We start from the raw sequence: 15062 nt of genomic DNA, 5'->3' as shown, positions 1-15062 counted from the left end.
ATAAAACTATTAAAATTAATATATAATTTTAGGAGGATTCAATCATGGGAAAAATAATAGGAATAGACTTAGGAACAACTAACTCTTGTGTTGCTGTTTTAGAAGGTGGAGAGCCACAAATAATAGCAAACAACGAAGGTATGAGAACAACTCCATCAGTTGTTGCATTCACTAAGGATGGAGAAAGAATAGTAGGAGAGCCAGCTAAAAGACAAGCTGTAACAAATGCAGATAGAACAATAATATCAATAAAAACTCACATGGGTACAGACCACAAAGTTGACATAGATGGTAAAGGATATACTCCACAAGAAATATCAGCTATAACATTACAAAAATTAAAGGCTGATGCTGAAAGTTACTTAGGTCAACCTGTAACAGAAGCTGTTATAACAGTTCCAGCTTACTTCACAGATGCTCAAAGACAAGCAACTAAAGATGCAGGTAGAATAGCAGGTCTTGATGTTAAGAGAATAATAAATGAGCCAACTGCAGCAGCACTTGCATACGGAATGGACAAATTAGATCAAGAAAAGAAAATATTAGTATTCGACTTAGGTGGAGGAACATTTGACGTATCTATACTTGAAATAGGAGATGGAACTTTTGAAGTTTTAGCTACTGCAGGTAACAATAGATTAGGTGGAGATGACTTCGACCAAATAGTAATAGATTACTTAGCTGATGAATTTAAAAAAGCTGAAGGTGTAGATTTAAGAAATGATAAGATGGCTCTTCAAAGATTAAAAGAAGCTGCTGAAAAGGCTAAGAAAGAATTATCTTCAACTATGTCTTCAAACATAAACTTACCTTTCATAACAGCTACAGCTGAAGGACCAAAGCACTTAAATATAGACTTATCAAGAGCTAAGTTTGAAGAATTAACAAGAGGTTTAGTAGAAAAAACTATGGAACCAACTAAGAGAGCATTACAAGATGCAGGGCTTTCTACAAGTGAAATAGATGATGTATTATTAGTAGGTGGATCTACAAGAATACCAGCAGTTCAAGAAGCTGTTAAGAAGTTTATAGGAAAAGAACCTCACAAAGGTATAAATCCAGATGAATGTGTTGCGGCTGGTGCTGCTATACAAGCAGGAGTTTTAGCTGGAGATGTTAAAGACTTATTATTACTTGATGTTACTCCATTATCTCTTGGTATAGAAACTTTAGGTAATGTATTCACTAAGATAATAGAAAGAAATACAACAATACCAACTAAGAAGTCTCAAGTATTCTCAACTGCTGCAGATAACCAAACTGCTGTTGACATACATGTTCTTCAAGGTGAAAGAAGTATGTCTTACGACAACACTACTTTAGGAAGATTCCAATTAACAGATATACCGCCAGCTCAAAGAGGAATACCTCAAATAGAAGTTACTTTTGATATAGATGCTAACGGTATAGTTCACGTTACTGCTAAAGATTTAGGAACTGGTAAAGAACAAAAAGTTACTATAACTTCAGGAACTAACTTAAGTGAAGAAGAAATAGAAAGAAAAGTAAAAGAAGCTGAAATGAATGCTGAAGCTGATAAGCAAAAGAAAGATAAAATAGAAGCATTAAACCAAGCTGAATCTACAATATATCAAACAGAAAAGACTTTAAATGAACTTGGAGATAAAGTAAGTGCTGATGATAAATCAAATATAGAAGCTGCTATAGCTGATTTAAAAGCTGTAAAAGATAGAGAAGATGCTACAGGCGAAGAAATAAGAAAAGCTATGGATGAAGTTATGAACAAATTCCAAAAGGTATCTGAGCAAATGTACCAACAAGCAGCAGCAGAACAAGCAGCAGCTGGTGAAGCTCAAAACGAAGGACCTAAGGATGATAATATAGTTGATGCTGATTTTACAGAAGTAAATGACGAAAAATAGGTTACACAAATAAATTGATTGTATATAATTAATATAAAGGAATAATAATGTTCCGATAAAGTAAAGTTCATTATTAATAATGTTCAATTGCTTAAATAAATAATAATAGCTTGTAGCTTTAATATACTACAAGCTATTATTTTGTAAGATAAAGGTGGTGACAAAACTTGAGTACTAAAAGAGATTACTATGATGTCTTAGGTGTAAGTAAGAGTGCAGAGGCACAAGAAATAAAAAAAGCTTATAGAAAATTAGCTATGAAATATCATCCAGATAGAAATCCTGGTGATGCAGAGGCGGAAGAAAAATTCAAAGAAGTTAGTGAAGCTTATGAAGTTTTATCAGATGAGACTAAGAGACAAACTTATGATCAGTTTGGTCATGCAGGAATGAATGGTCAAGGTGGTTTTGGTGGCCAAGGTGGATTCGGTGGTCAAGGCTTTGGTGGATTTGAAGATATATTTGGAGATATATTTGGAGATATGTTTGGAGGCGGATTCGGCGGTGGTAGACCGAGAAGAAGAGGGCCTGAACGTGGTGCAGATATAAGACAAAATGTTAATATAACTTTTGAAGAGGCGGCATTTGGTAAGAAAACTTCTATAAAAATAAATAGAAGTGAAGAATGTGATGAATGTCATGGAAGTGGAGCAAAGGCTGGAACATCTAAGAAAACTTGTCCAACATGTAACGGAGCAGGAGAAGTTAGAACTGTTCAAAGAACTCCTTTCGGTAATATAGCTAGTTCAAGACCTTGTACAGCATGTGATGGTGAAGGGGAAGTTGTAGAATCACCATGTAATAAGTGTCATGGAAAAGGTAATGTAAGAAAAGTTAAGACTATTGAAGTTGATATACCAGCAGGTATAGATGATGGTCAAATGATAAAACTTGGAGGTCAAGGTGAAGTAGGTAGTAAGGGTGGACCTAGAGGAGACCTTTACATTTCAGTATCTGTTCAACCTCATCCTTTATTTACAAGAGAAGGCAATGATATTTACTTTGAAATGCCAGTGACTTTTGTTCAAGCGGCATTAGGTGATGAAATAGAAGTTCCTACATTAGATGGAAAAGTTAAGTATACTGTACCAGAGGGAACTCAAACAGGAACAGTATTTAGATTAAGAGAAAAAGGTATACCAAGATTAAGAGGAAACTCTAGAGGTGACCAATATGTTAAGGTAGTGGTTGACACTCCTAAGAAATTAAATGAAAAGCAAAAAGATATCTTAAGGGAATTCGCTAAAGAATGCGGAGAAGATGTTCATGAAAAGAAAAGAACTTTTGGCCAAAAAATTGAAGATATGTTTAAAAAAAAGTAAAAAAAGGCTCTAGGTTATTTTCCTAGAGCTTTTTGTATAAATAATTTTATTTAAGATAATTATTTAAGATAATTAAGGTGCGTATTAAGAAATAAGAGCTACCACTTTTATTTGGTTAAAGATACTTTGAGATAATGTATTCATGATTATTTCGTCTAAGTTCATTCCTTTTAAAGCTAAGAAAGTAATAAAAGCATTAACAAGCACTTCTTCATAAGTTGATTTATAAGCTTCTAAATCTTTTAAATAATCTTTATTTCTTATTGAATTATTAATTAGAATTAATTCATCTATTGTACAAAACATTACTGCCATAACAGTAGTAGATTGTATATGTATCTTTTTTAAAGCCTCATATCTTTGTAAGCAAAAGTTATTAAGTTCATTTATTATTTTGCTTTTTTCATCAATAGATGCATTTTCCAGCTCTTCTTTTGTCTTGTCATATACAAAATAACACTTTTGATATATTTCATCTTTCTTTAATGAGTTATCATGTAATAGAGAATTTAACTTTCTATTATCTTCAACTTCTTGGTTATCATTATTTAATTTTAAATGGCTATATTTAGTTGATATTATTTGTAGTTCTTTAAATAAATCTAATGTTTCTATCCTGTTCATATTAAATCCCCTTTTGTTAATTGAATAATATATCTATGTAATAATAATAGTACAAATAAAGTATATAATAAAGTAAATATTAAGATAAATATGAATTTTCTACAAAAGTATTATTATAATATATAAAATAAATACTATGTTTAAATAAAACTAAGATAAAGAAGATAGAAGATATAATGATTTAGTATTCTTAATGGTTGACAAGAAATGTATAATAAGAAATATAGGAAATTATAAATATTTTACTATTACAAAATAGATTAAAGAATGGTATTAAAGATAATAATAATTATGATATAATAAAGTTTATCAAAAAAATTAGGAAAATTAACATAAGGATGGTGCTAGATAGATGAAATGGGCAGAAATTACTATTAAAACTTCAACAGAAGCAGTTGAAGCTATAACTAATATATTATATGAGCAAAATGTAGGTGGAGTATCTATAGAAGATCCTAAAGATTTTAAATTCCAAAAGAAAAATGAATTTGATTGGGATTTCGTTGAAGAAGAAATATTTAATAGTGGATACGATGGTGTAATAATAAAAACGTACATAACTGAAGAAAGAGATGTAACTGAAGACATAAATTTAATAAAAGAAAAAATACACGGATTAAAAGAGTTTGGTATTGATATAGGTGAAGGTATAGTAGAACTTTCAGAAGTTGATGAAGAAGATTGGGCAAATGAGTGGAAAAATTATTATAAACCAACAAAAGTGGGTAAACATATAGTTGTTAAACCTACATGGGAAGAATATGATGCAGAAGAATCTGATTTAATAATAGAATTAGATCCAGGTATGGCATTCGGTACGGGTACACATGAAACTACATCAATGTGTATGGTTGAACTTGAAAAATATGTAAAACCAGATTCTAAAGTGTTTGATATTGGTTGTGGAAGTGGAATACTTGCTATAGCTGCTGCAAAGCTTGGGGCGAAAGAAGTTTTAGCTGTAGATTTAGACGAAGTAGCTGTAAAGGTATCTAAAGAAAATGTTGAATTAAACAATGTTGAAGATAACGTAGTTGTAAAGCACGGAAACTTAATGGATGTTGTTAAGGATAGAGCAGATATAGTTGTTGCAAACATAATAGCTGACATAATAAAAATACTTGCAAAAGATGTTCATAACTTTATGAAAGAAGATGCAGTATTTATTTCTTCTGGTATAATCCATGCTAAAGTAGATGAAGTAAAGGCAAGCTTAGAAGAAAATGGATTTGAAATAATAGAGGTTCAATCACTTGGCGAATGGAACGCAATAGTTTCTAAACTTAAGTAGGTGACAATATGGATAGATTTTTTGTTGAAAAGAATAACATAAATTTAGAGAATAACACTTGTGTAATAGAAGGCGAAGATGTTAAACATATTTCAAAAGTGTTAAGATGTAAAGTTGGAGAACAACTTGAAGTTTGTGACTGCAATAATAGCGAATATCTATGTGAGATAACTAATATAGATAAGGACATAGTAAACTTAGATATAATAGAAAAGATAGATATAAAGAGAGAGTCGGATATAAAGGTAAAATTATACCAAGGTCTTCCTAAAGGACCTAAAATGGAAATGATACTTCAAAAATTAACTGAAGTAGGTGTTGATGAAATAATTTTAGTTCAGACTAAAAGAAGTGTAGCAAAAGTTGATGATAAAAAAGAAGATAAGAAAATAGAGCGTTGGGAAAGAATTATTTATGAAGCTGCTAAGCAAAGTAAAAGAGGACAACTTCCAAAATTAAGAGGCGTTTTAAGCTTTAAAGAAGCTCTAGAAGATATGAAAAGTAATGACATGAATATATGTCCTTATGAAAATGAAAGAACAGTATCGATAAAAAATGCTATAAAAGATGCTAATATAAATAATATTGGTATCTTTGTTGGTCCTGAAGGTGGATTTGCAGAAGAGGAAATTGAAAAAATACAAGATATAGACTCTAAGGTTGTATCACTAGGACCTAGAATTTTGAGAACTGAGACAGCATCAGTTGTTGCTTCTTCCATAGTTTTATATGAACTAAGTGACTTAGGAGGAAATGAATAAATGAAAAAAGTAGCTTTTTACACATTAGGTTGTAAAGTAAATCAATATGAAACAGACGCTATGCTTGAATTATTTGAAAAAGATGGATATGAGCAAGTAGAAAGCGAAGATTATGCAGATGTTTATGTTATAAACACATGTACAGTTACACATATGAGTGATAGAAAATCTCGTCAATATATAAGAAGGGTTAAAAAGAAAAACCCAAATGCTATTATTGCCGTTGTAGGTTGCTATTCTCAAGTATCGCCAGAAGAAATACTTGAAATAGAAGAAGTAAACTTAGTAATGGGTACTAATGATAGAAGAAAGATAGTAGAAGAAATAAAGAAAATAGATGTAAATCAAAAAGCAAGTACTGTTGATGATATAATGAAAGTTAAAGCTTTTGAAGAAATAGAAATAAGCCAAACAAACGGAAAAACTAGAGCATTTATGAAGATACAAGATGGATGTGATAGATTCTGTACTTACTGTATAATACCTTATGCAAGAGGAAGAGTAAGAAGTAGAGATATAGAAAGTATAACTAATGAAGTTAAGAAACTAGTTGAAAATGGATACAAAGAATTTGTTTTAACAGGAATTCACGTAGCATCATATGGAAAAGATTTAAGAAATGATGAAATAAAGTTATTAGACGTTATTAAGCAAATAAATGAAATAGACGGAGTTGAAAGGATAAGATTAAGTTCTGTTGAACCTATATTATTCACTGATGAATTTGTAAACGAAGTTAAAAGTATGGAAAAAGTATGTCCTCATTATCATTTATCATTACAAAGTGGATGTGATGAAACATTAAAAAGAATGAATAGAAGATATACTACAGAAGAATATAAGGCAATAGTTGATAGATTAAGAGAAAATATACCTAATGTAGCAATAACTACTGATGTAATTGTAGGGTTTCCTGGAGAAACTAATGATGAGTTCAATAAAACTTATGAATTCTTAAGGGACATAGAACTTTCTCAAATGCATATTTTTAAATATTCACCGAGAAAAGGTACTCCAGCTGCTACAATGGATAATCAAATAGATCCACAAATGAAGCAGTTTAGAAGTGATAAATTATTAAATCTTAGTAAAGAAAACTTTGAAAAATTTGCTAGCAAATTTATAGGTACTGAGCTTGATGTATTATTTGAACAAAATATTTTAGAAAATAAATACGAAGGCTTAACTCCAAACTATATAAGAGTAGTAGTGGATTCTACTGAAGACATACAAGGACAAATACGTAAAGTTAAAATAACAGACGTAAAAAATGAGTATGTTGAAGGAATCTTAGTATAATATGTAGAAAGTTAAACTTATATAGATTGGAGGTGTGGTTTATGAGTTGTATATTTTGCAAAATAATAAATGGTGAAATCCCATGTAGCAAAGTTTATGAAGATGATAAGGTATTGGCCTTTAATGATATAAATCCAGTTGCACCTGTGCATATATTAGTCATACCGAAGAAGCACTATGAGAGTATAATAGATATAGAAGATTCAGAAATGGATATAATTGCTCATGTGCATAGAGTGATAAACAAAATAGCAAATGAACAAGAATTCGCTAAAGATGGATTTAGAATAATCAATAATTGTGGAGAAAATGGTGGTCAGGAAGTGAAACATATTCACTATCATATTTTAGCTGGAAAAAAGCTACCCTTATATGAGGCTACCCAAAAGTAGAAATAAATCAAAATTTAGTTTTCTTCTTGATAAAATATACTTGAAAAAAATAAAAGATTGGTTTATAATAAATGAAGTGTGAGGTTGTAATGCATTTATGCAGATATAATCGTAGTTACAGTCCCAGCATAATTCGCGCTATCGGAGGGAGGGAAAAAGAAATGTCAGAAGTAAGAGTAAGAGAAAATGAAACATTAGACAGCGCTTTAAGAAGATTTAAGCGTTCATGTGCAATGTCTGGCATCATGTCTGAAGTTAGAAAAAGAGAGCACTATGATAAGCCAAGCGTTAGACGTAAAAAGAAGGCAGAAGCAGCAAGAAGAAAAAACGCTAAGAAATAGTAAATAAGAGTTAAAGAGGTGAAGGGAATGTCCCTTAAAGAAAAGTTACAAGAAGATTTAAAGTCTTCAATGAAAAACAAAGATACAGTTAAAAAGTCTGTAGTAACTTTAATAAGAGCTTCTATAAAGCAATTTGAAGTAGACAATAGAGTTGAGCTTGATGATGAAGGTATTATTGATGTAATATCTAAACAAATGAAGCAAAGAAGAGATGCTCTAGTTGAATTCGAAAAAGCAGGAAGAGAAGACTTAGTAAATGAAACAGAAGCTGAAATCGAAGTTTTAAAAGAGTACCTACCTCAACAGTTAAGCGAAGAAGAGCTAAACGAAATAGTTAAAAATACTATATCACAAGTAGGAGCTACTTCTATGAAAGATATGGGAAAAATAATGTCGGTTATTAAACCTTTAACAAAAGGTAGAGCTGACGGCAAACTAATAAATGAGTTAGTGAAAGCTAACTTACAATAGATTAAAAGCCTAGAGGAAACTCTAGGCTTTTTATATTAAAAAAATACCTAATAATTTTACTAATATAATTAATGTAATAATATATACTCCTTGTACATATTTATAAAATAAAGAGATAATGAAAGAGGGGGAAGAAGTTGATTATATCAGTAAAAGAAATTAGGAATTTTTTTATATGCGTGCTAATACCTTTAGCTGTTGGATATGCTAGTAGTTTAATATCAAGTGTTTTAGCAGGGTTAAATAGTGCCCAATACTATTCTCAACTAATAAAGCCTGGATTTGCACCGCCAGGTTATGTTTTTCCTGTAGTTTGGACAATTTTATATATTTTAATGGGAGTATCATCATATTTAATTTTAAAAAAAGGCCATGATTTATCTAAAGTTAAAGATGGAATGTTTTACTACTGGTTACAGTTAGCTCTAAATTTTTTATGGAGTATTTTATTTTTTGGACTAGACTTAAGATTTACAGCATTAGTATGCTTAATTATTATGATAGTAGTTGTAATGATTATGATTGTAAAATTTGCAAAAGTTGATAAAAGAGCTGCATATCTTAATATACCTTATTTAATATGGTTATTTTATGCAATGTTTTTAAACTATTTCATATGGATGATAAATAAATAAAAAATAAGCAATTTAATCAATTATAGCATAGCTGTTACATATATTAGATATAACCACTCATATACATGAAAATTTTTCTCTATAAGCATTGATATCATAATAGAAAATAAAGACGGTTTAAAATAGACTAATATTTTCTTGTATAGTGATACTAAATCAATGGGCTTGAAGGGAGAGGTTATAATGAACATAATAGTGTCAGGAAGGCAGATAAAGCTAACTGAAGAGATAAAGAGCTATATTGACATTAAATTGAGTAGGTTAGAAAAATACCTTAATCAAGAATCTCAAGTAAAAGTTACAATAAGTGAAAATAGAGATATGCAAAAAGTAGAAATGACTATAATACCATTAAATGGTCCTATTGTAAGAGCAGAACAAGTTCAAGATGATTTGTACGTAGCTATAGATATTGTATATGATAAGTTGTATATGCAGCTAGAAAAATATAAAAATAGAACTCAAGATAAAACTCAAAGTAATAGAACTACAAGAATAAAAGAAGAATACATTCTAAAAGAAGATTCATATTTTTGTGAAGATGAGGATAGTTTTGTAATAGAAAGATGGAAAAAATTTAACATTAAACCAATGAGTCATCAAGAGGCCATATTACAAATGGAACTAATAGGCCATACATTTTATATGTTTAGAAATCAAGATACCTATGAAATAAATGTTGCATATAAAAGGGACAGTGGAGGATATGGAATAATAGAGCATGAATAAATAAAAAAATACTGAGATTATATCTCAGTATTTTTATTTGAGAATTATATAGGCTAATATGAATAATAAATTACTTCACTGGCATATAAAATTTTATAATAAATATATTTCTTGTACATATATGTGTTTAGAATCTATTGTTATATATAAGTTCTTTATAGTATTTCTGTTAGAATCTAGAATATTGTACTTAAATTTGTATGACTCGGGAATATTCATATATGAGTAAATATTAAGGTAATTATCATCAAAAACTAGATTATTAAATTTGTCACCTAATTTTTGAGAAAGATAGTCATTAGAATAATTTTGTGCTTCTTCTTTTGATATATGAGGGACAACTTGTGCTGAATCTATTATTGTTTGATATAAATAGAAAATTTGAGATTTTTTCTCCCGAACGCGAACTTTAAAGGATCGTTCATTAGATTTGAAAAAAAGTTGATAAAATTTGTTTTCAGGGTTATTGCGAAAAAATATTTCATAGTGTTCATTAGTTATTAACGTATCGTCTAATTTATAATTAAAGAACGTATCAATTGTACTAATGCACATATCTCTTATCAATTCATAAGTTAAATTTTCTGTATTTGATTCATCAACAAAATTTTTACTTAAACTATCTATATCTATATAGGTACTGTTTAAGCTAAAATTATACTCTTTAGTGTCTCTATGGACTTTTGAGGGGGATAAGGTTTTAGGGTCAAAAGAATAGAAGCAATTAATTAATGAAATAAAGTTAAAATAACTTGTAATTAAGGAATTTAGAAGTTGTTGGCACAGTTTATTATTAGATGATTTCTTTAGGATCTTAAGGCTTTCTATAATCTCAAAGTAATACTCTAGTAGTACGATAAAATAATCTGAGCAAGGCTTATCGACTTTAGCGGTATGAATATTTTCTAAATCTATAGTATCAACATGAGAATATTCATATAGATATACCATTATCTTAATATTTCTTTGATTTTCACATTGCATTGTAGATAAAAAATTCATATATTCATTGGAATTTGAATTTATTAAAGTATTAAGTAAAAAATCTACACATATACATTTCTGAACTATGTTAATAAAATCCTTTTTCATGTTAATCACCCTTCCTATAGAAAATAGTTGCATAATACTTATATTATTCGAAATTTAATAATAAGTTTACATTTAATAAAAAATGTTGTTCAATATGAAAAAATAAGTAACACTTTTGTAGATTTTAAAATAAATTTATTATTGTAAGTAAATACAAATAAGATTTTATGTATAAAACCTCAAAATAGTAATTTAAGAAAATAATTAACATAAAATATATTAAGGGGGTATGTGTATGGTAGAAATATCAACAGATTTACAAGTGAACCAGCCTACAGTAACCATGATTGGTTCTACTTTTATTAGTATAGAGAATTATTTATCTATTATTACTTATGATACGGTTCTCATTAAAATAAAAACAAGGCTAAAAACTATTAAAATATCTGGAGACAAACTTTCATTAAAATATATTACGGATAGCGAGATAGGTATAAAAGGAATTATTTATAGTGTGGAGTATGTAGATTAGGAGGAGATACGCATGATAAGTTATATTAGAGGGTATTATGTTATAACAGTAGAAGGTATTGGTACAGAACGTTTTTTAAATCACCTTATAAGAAATAAGATTAATGTTTATAATGTTACTAAAATAAGCAACACAAAGATACAGTTTCATGTAGATAGACAAGATATTAAATTATTTAAACAAGTATATAAAGGCAGTAACTTTGAAGTTAAGGTAAAACAAAAGACAGGTATACCTTTTATTATGAAAAGGATATACAAGTATAAGGGAATGTGGATATGTGCTATATTGTCGCTATGTTTATTAATGCTAACGTCTCAATTTGTCACAGATATATATATTCAGTCACCAGAGGGAATTAAGGAAGAAGAACTTAGAAAAGAGTTATATGAAGCTGGGCTTAAACCGGGCATGTATAAGAAGGGAATAGATAGAAAAGAAATACGAGATCAAATAATGAAAAAATTTGATGATGTGGCATATGTATCTATTAATGTAAAAGGAACCAATATATTTGTAACAATAACTAAAAAGGCAGAAACTTTAAAATCAACAGAAGAATCAAATTATTGTAATATTATTGCAGAAAAAAATGGTATAATAGAAAAGGTAATACCAAGAAGTGGTAATGCAGTAGTTAACCCTGGAGACATAGTGCAAAAAGGTGATATGCTTATAACAGGTGCAAATTCAAAGTCTGTTCCAGAGGTATGGGCAAGCACTTTTTATGAAGTTAAAAAAAGTGCAAGTTACATAGATACAGAGAAAGAAAAAACAGGAGATAGTAAAAAAGTTTATACATTTAGTTTTTATGATAAAAAATATACTATGAGAAGAAATATAAAGTATAGTGATTATGTTATAGAAAATAATGAGCATAAACTTACTATAGGTGATTATACATTCCCTTTGAAAATAAATGTAAGTACTTTTTATGAAACAAAAAATGTAAAAGTAGAAAAAGATAAAGAAGAGCTTAAAGAAGAATTAGCTAAACAAGTTTTAAATGAGTTAGATTACATAATTCCAGCTTCGGCTAAAATAGTTGATGTAAAACATAATTACAATTTAAATAAAAACATATTGGAATACTCCATAACTGTACAAACTAGCGAAAATATTGTACAAATATATCCTCTTACAAAAGCTCAAGCAGAACAATTTATCAATGAGGAAAAATCCAAAGAAGGAGAAGAGAGCGTTCCTTCTAATCCACAAAAAATTCCAAAGAATGATATTAGAAACGAAATTGGTCATGATAATAGTAACGAACAAAGTACAAATGAACAAAATAATAATGAACAATAAATAGAAGACCTAAGGAGGAAGAATTAATTGATAGTACAAAAGAAATTTATAGTGTCTGAAGAAAAGTTTGAAAGAGAATTATTTGGGAATTTTGATGAGAATGTTAAACTAATTGAAGAAACATTAAATATAGATGTAATATTAAGAGAAGGCAATATTGTTCTTATGGGTGAAGAAAAAAATATAGACTCTGCTTTGAAATTAATGAATGAATTGCACCAGACTGTAATGAATGGTAAGCACTTAGATAAGCAAAGTATATCTTATTCATTATCTTTATTAATGGAAGGTAGTGAGAAGAAAATTAAGGAGCTAGAAGATACTATAGTAATTACACAGAAAGGCAAATCAGTTCAACCTAAGACTTTAGGTCAAAAAGAATATATAGAATTAATTAAGAATAATGATATAACATTTGGAGTAGGGCCTGCTGGGACAGGAAAAACGTATTTAGCAGTGGCTATGGCTGTAAAGGCCTTTAAAAAAGATGAAGTTAGTAGAATAATACTTACAAGGCCGGCGGTTGAAGCAGGTGAAAATCTAGGATTCTTACCTGGAGATTTAAAAGATAAAGTTGACCCATACTTAAGACCATTATACGATGCTTTATTTGATATGTTAGGACCAGATAAATTTAATAAATATTTAGAAAGAGGTACAATAGAAGTAGCACCATTAGCTTTTATGAGAGGTAGAACTTTAGACAATGCATTTATTATACTAGATGAAGCTCAAAATACGACGCCAGAGCAAATGAAAATGTTCTTAACAAGACTTGGATTTGGTTCAAGAGCTGTTGTTACAGGAGATTTAACTCAAACAGACTTACCTGATAAAAAGAGAAGCGGACTTTTACATGCGACAGAGGTGTTACAAGGAGTACCTGGCATAGGAAGCATAATGCTAACAGACAGAGATGTTGTGAGACACGAATTAGTACAAAGAATAATTAGGGCATATGAAAAATATGATAAAAAAGAAGAAATTAAGCAAACTAAAAAACAAGAAAAGACTTCATATAAGAAGTAATTATATGGTAAAATACTTTAGCGCGTTAATATACTAAAGAAGAAGTAGGTGTTGTTATGGAAATTATTTTAGATGATAGACAAGATAAAATAAAAGTAGATGAAGAATTAATTGAAAAAATAAAAGACATAATAGTTGAATGTTTAGATTACGAAGGATACGATGATGACTATGAAGTAAGTTTATCATTTGTTGATAATAAGGAAATACATCAGTTAAATAGAGATTTTAGAGGTGTTGATAGAGCAACAGATGTTTTATCATTTCCTTTATTAACGGATGAATTTGATGTTGAAATAGAAGAAGAGTCTCTTGGTGATATAGTAATATCTCTTGAGAGAGCTTTAGAGCAAAGTATAGACTATAATCATAGCTTTGAAAGAGAAGTATGCTTTTTAGTATGTCATAGTATGTTCCATTTATTAGGTTATGATCACGATACAGAAGAAAACACTAAAGAAATGAGATCTAAGGAAGAACATATATTAAATAAGCTAAACATAACAAGGGAGTAAGTTTTTATGAAACCACAAAAAACTCGTCAGGGGATAATTAAGGCTTTTAATGCTGCAATTGAGGGAATATTGTATACCTTTAAGTTCGAGAGGAATATGAAAATACACTATTTTGTGGCGGCAATAGTTTTTATAGCAAGTTTGTATTTTGATTTTTCTAAAATCGAAATGCTAATGCTACTTTTTGCAATAAGTTTAGTAATTATATCTGAGATGTTTAATACGGCAATAGAAAAAACAATTGATATGATAACTGATGAATATCATGTATTAGCTAAGATAGCAAAAGACGTAGCAGCAGGAGGCGTATTAATTGCAACCTTAAACTCTGTTGTAGTAGGTTATATTTTATTCTATGAGAATTTAACAGAAATATCAGAGGCGCTTTTTTATACAATAAGAAGATCAGAACTTCATATAACATTAATATGTATAGTATTAGTATTAATTGCAGTAGTAGTAGTAAAATCACTTACATCTACAGGAACGCCTTTAAAAGGTGGTATGCCAAGTGGTCATGCTGCTTTAGCATTTGCTTTAGCAACAGCTATTACTTTAATGACTGAAAGGGTAGTTTCATCAACTTTAGCCTATCTTATGGCAGTACTAGTTGCACAAAGTAGGATAGAAGGAAAAATACATACTTTTTGGGAAACTATAGCAGGAGCAATATTAGGAGTACTAATAGGAATAGTTGTTTTTCAAATTGGTATGTTCTATTAAAAAAGAAGTCTTCAAGACTTCTTTTTTATGTTATAATGTAAGGTACTAAATAAAAGCCTATAAAAATTAAAGAAATTATGATATTATAAGAATATTTATTGTCTATTTTTTATAATATAAATTTATAGATATAAAAAGTAAGATTCATTGGCTTAATTCATAAGATATAGAAAAT

17 protein-coding genes are annotated in these 15062 nt (G+C 29.2%); 15 read left to right on the top strand and 2 right to left on the bottom strand.

The genetic code is table 11. The annotated features are described in order from the left end of the window. Positions 1–44: 44 nt before the first annotated feature. Both dnaK and dnaJ read left to right on the top strand, forming a co-directional pair. Complete coding sequence (dnaK, locus tag ACI48P_RS13130) at positions 45–1883, top strand: molecular chaperone DnaK (protein WP_475216388.1); 1839 nt, start codon at positions 45–47, stop codon at positions 1881–1883. A 167-nt stretch (positions 1884–2050) separates the two neighbouring features. Further along, positions 2051–3205: a molecular chaperone DnaJ gene (gene dnaJ, locus ACI48P_RS13125; protein WP_475216387.1), complete on the top strand. Its 1155-nt coding sequence runs from the start codon at positions 2051–2053 to the stop codon at positions 3203–3205. A gap of 84 nt (positions 3206–3289) precedes the next feature. On the opposite strand, the gene ACI48P_RS13120 is transcribed toward dnaJ, so the two are convergent. Next, the gene (locus ACI48P_RS13120; protein WP_475216385.1) at positions 3290–3829 is read right to left on the bottom strand and encodes a hypothetical protein; all 540 of its coding nucleotides are present in this window, start codon (positions 3827–3829) and stop codon (positions 3290–3292) included. Positions 3830–4181: 352 nt separating this feature from the next. Between ACI48P_RS13120 and prmA the strand changes: the two genes are divergently transcribed. The 8 genes from prmA (at position 4182) to hpf (ending at position 9748) form a co-directional block, all read left to right on the top strand. Then, the gene (gene prmA / locus ACI48P_RS13115) at positions 4182–5120 is read left to right on the top strand and encodes a 50S ribosomal protein L11 methyltransferase (RefSeq protein ID WP_475216383.1); all 939 of its coding nucleotides are present in this window, start codon (positions 4182–4184) and stop codon (positions 5118–5120) included. A gap of 8 nt (positions 5121–5128) precedes the next feature. After that, positions 5129–5881, top strand: a complete 753-nt coding sequence (locus ACI48P_RS13110; protein ID WP_475216381.1) for an RsmE family RNA methyltransferase — start codon at positions 5129–5131, stop codon at positions 5879–5881. Then, a complete protein-coding gene (gene mtaB / locus ACI48P_RS13105) occupies positions 5882–7180 on the top strand; it encodes a tRNA (N(6)-L-threonylcarbamoyladenosine(37)-C(2))-methylthiotransferase MtaB (RefSeq protein ID WP_475216379.1) in 1299 nt (432 codons plus the stop codon). A gap of 41 nt (positions 7181–7221) precedes the next feature. After that, entirely contained in the window at positions 7222–7572 is a 351-nt protein-coding gene (locus ACI48P_RS13100; protein WP_475216377.1) for a histidine triad nucleotide-binding protein, read from the top strand. A 161-nt stretch (positions 7573–7733) separates the two neighbouring features. Continuing rightward, the gene (gene rpsU / locus ACI48P_RS13095) at positions 7734–7913 is read left to right on the top strand and encodes a 30S ribosomal protein S21 (RefSeq protein ID WP_021125460.1); all 180 of its coding nucleotides are present in this window, start codon (positions 7734–7736) and stop codon (positions 7911–7913) included. Positions 7914–7940: 27 nt separating this feature from the next. Beyond that, positions 7941–8384, top strand: coding sequence for a GatB/YqeY domain-containing protein (locus ACI48P_RS13090; RefSeq protein ID WP_475216372.1), 444 nt, complete (start codon positions 7941–7943; stop codon positions 8382–8384). Positions 8385–8521: 137 nt separating this feature from the next. Next, positions 8522–9019, top strand: coding sequence for a TspO/MBR family protein (locus ACI48P_RS13085; RefSeq protein WP_475216370.1), 498 nt, complete (start codon positions 8522–8524; stop codon positions 9017–9019). A 183-nt stretch (positions 9020–9202) separates the two neighbouring features. Beyond that, positions 9203–9748, top strand: coding sequence for a ribosome hibernation-promoting factor, HPF/YfiA family (gene hpf, locus ACI48P_RS13080; protein ID WP_475216368.1), 546 nt, complete (start codon positions 9203–9205; stop codon positions 9746–9748). Between the two features lie 93 nt (positions 9749–9841). Here the strand turns inward: hpf and ACI48P_RS13075 are convergent, their stop codons facing one another. Further along, complete coding sequence (locus tag ACI48P_RS13075) at positions 9842–10840, bottom strand: hypothetical protein (RefSeq protein WP_475216366.1); 999 nt, start codon at positions 10838–10840, stop codon at positions 9842–9844. A 235-nt stretch (positions 10841–11075) separates the two neighbouring features. On the opposite strand from ACI48P_RS13075, the gene ACI48P_RS13070 reads away from it, so the two are divergent. Genes ACI48P_RS13070 through ACI48P_RS13050 form a run of 5 tightly spaced genes read left to right on the top strand, consistent with a single transcriptional unit; the run spans position 11076 to position 14887 of the window. Then, the gene (locus ACI48P_RS13070; RefSeq protein ID WP_475216364.1) at positions 11076–11312 is read left to right on the top strand and encodes a YabP/YqfC family sporulation protein; all 237 of its coding nucleotides are present in this window, start codon (positions 11076–11078) and stop codon (positions 11310–11312) included. Positions 11313–11324: 12 nt separating this feature from the next. Next, positions 11325–12620, top strand: a complete 1296-nt coding sequence (yqfD, locus tag ACI48P_RS13065) for a sporulation protein YqfD (protein ID WP_475216362.1) — start codon at positions 11325–11327, stop codon at positions 12618–12620. A 27-nt stretch (positions 12621–12647) separates the two neighbouring features. Further along, positions 12648–13649, top strand: a complete 1002-nt coding sequence (locus tag ACI48P_RS13060) for a PhoH family protein (RefSeq protein ID WP_475216360.1) — start codon at positions 12648–12650, stop codon at positions 13647–13649. Between the two features lie 56 nt (positions 13650–13705). Then, entirely contained in the window at positions 13706–14164 is a 459-nt protein-coding gene (ybeY, locus tag ACI48P_RS13055) for an rRNA maturation RNase YbeY (protein WP_475216358.1), read from the top strand. A gap of 6 nt (positions 14165–14170) precedes the next feature. Continuing rightward, on the top strand, positions 14171–14887 hold the full coding sequence (locus ACI48P_RS13050) for a diacylglycerol kinase (protein ID WP_475216356.1): 717 nt from the start codon (positions 14171–14173) through the stop codon (positions 14885–14887). The last annotated feature ends 175 nt before the right edge of the window (positions 14888–15062 follow it).

Source organism: Romboutsia sp. LXY-2 (assembly GCF_056171995.1).
Note: the sequence above shows the minus strand (reverse complement) of the source record. Positions and strands in the feature narration are given on the sequence as shown.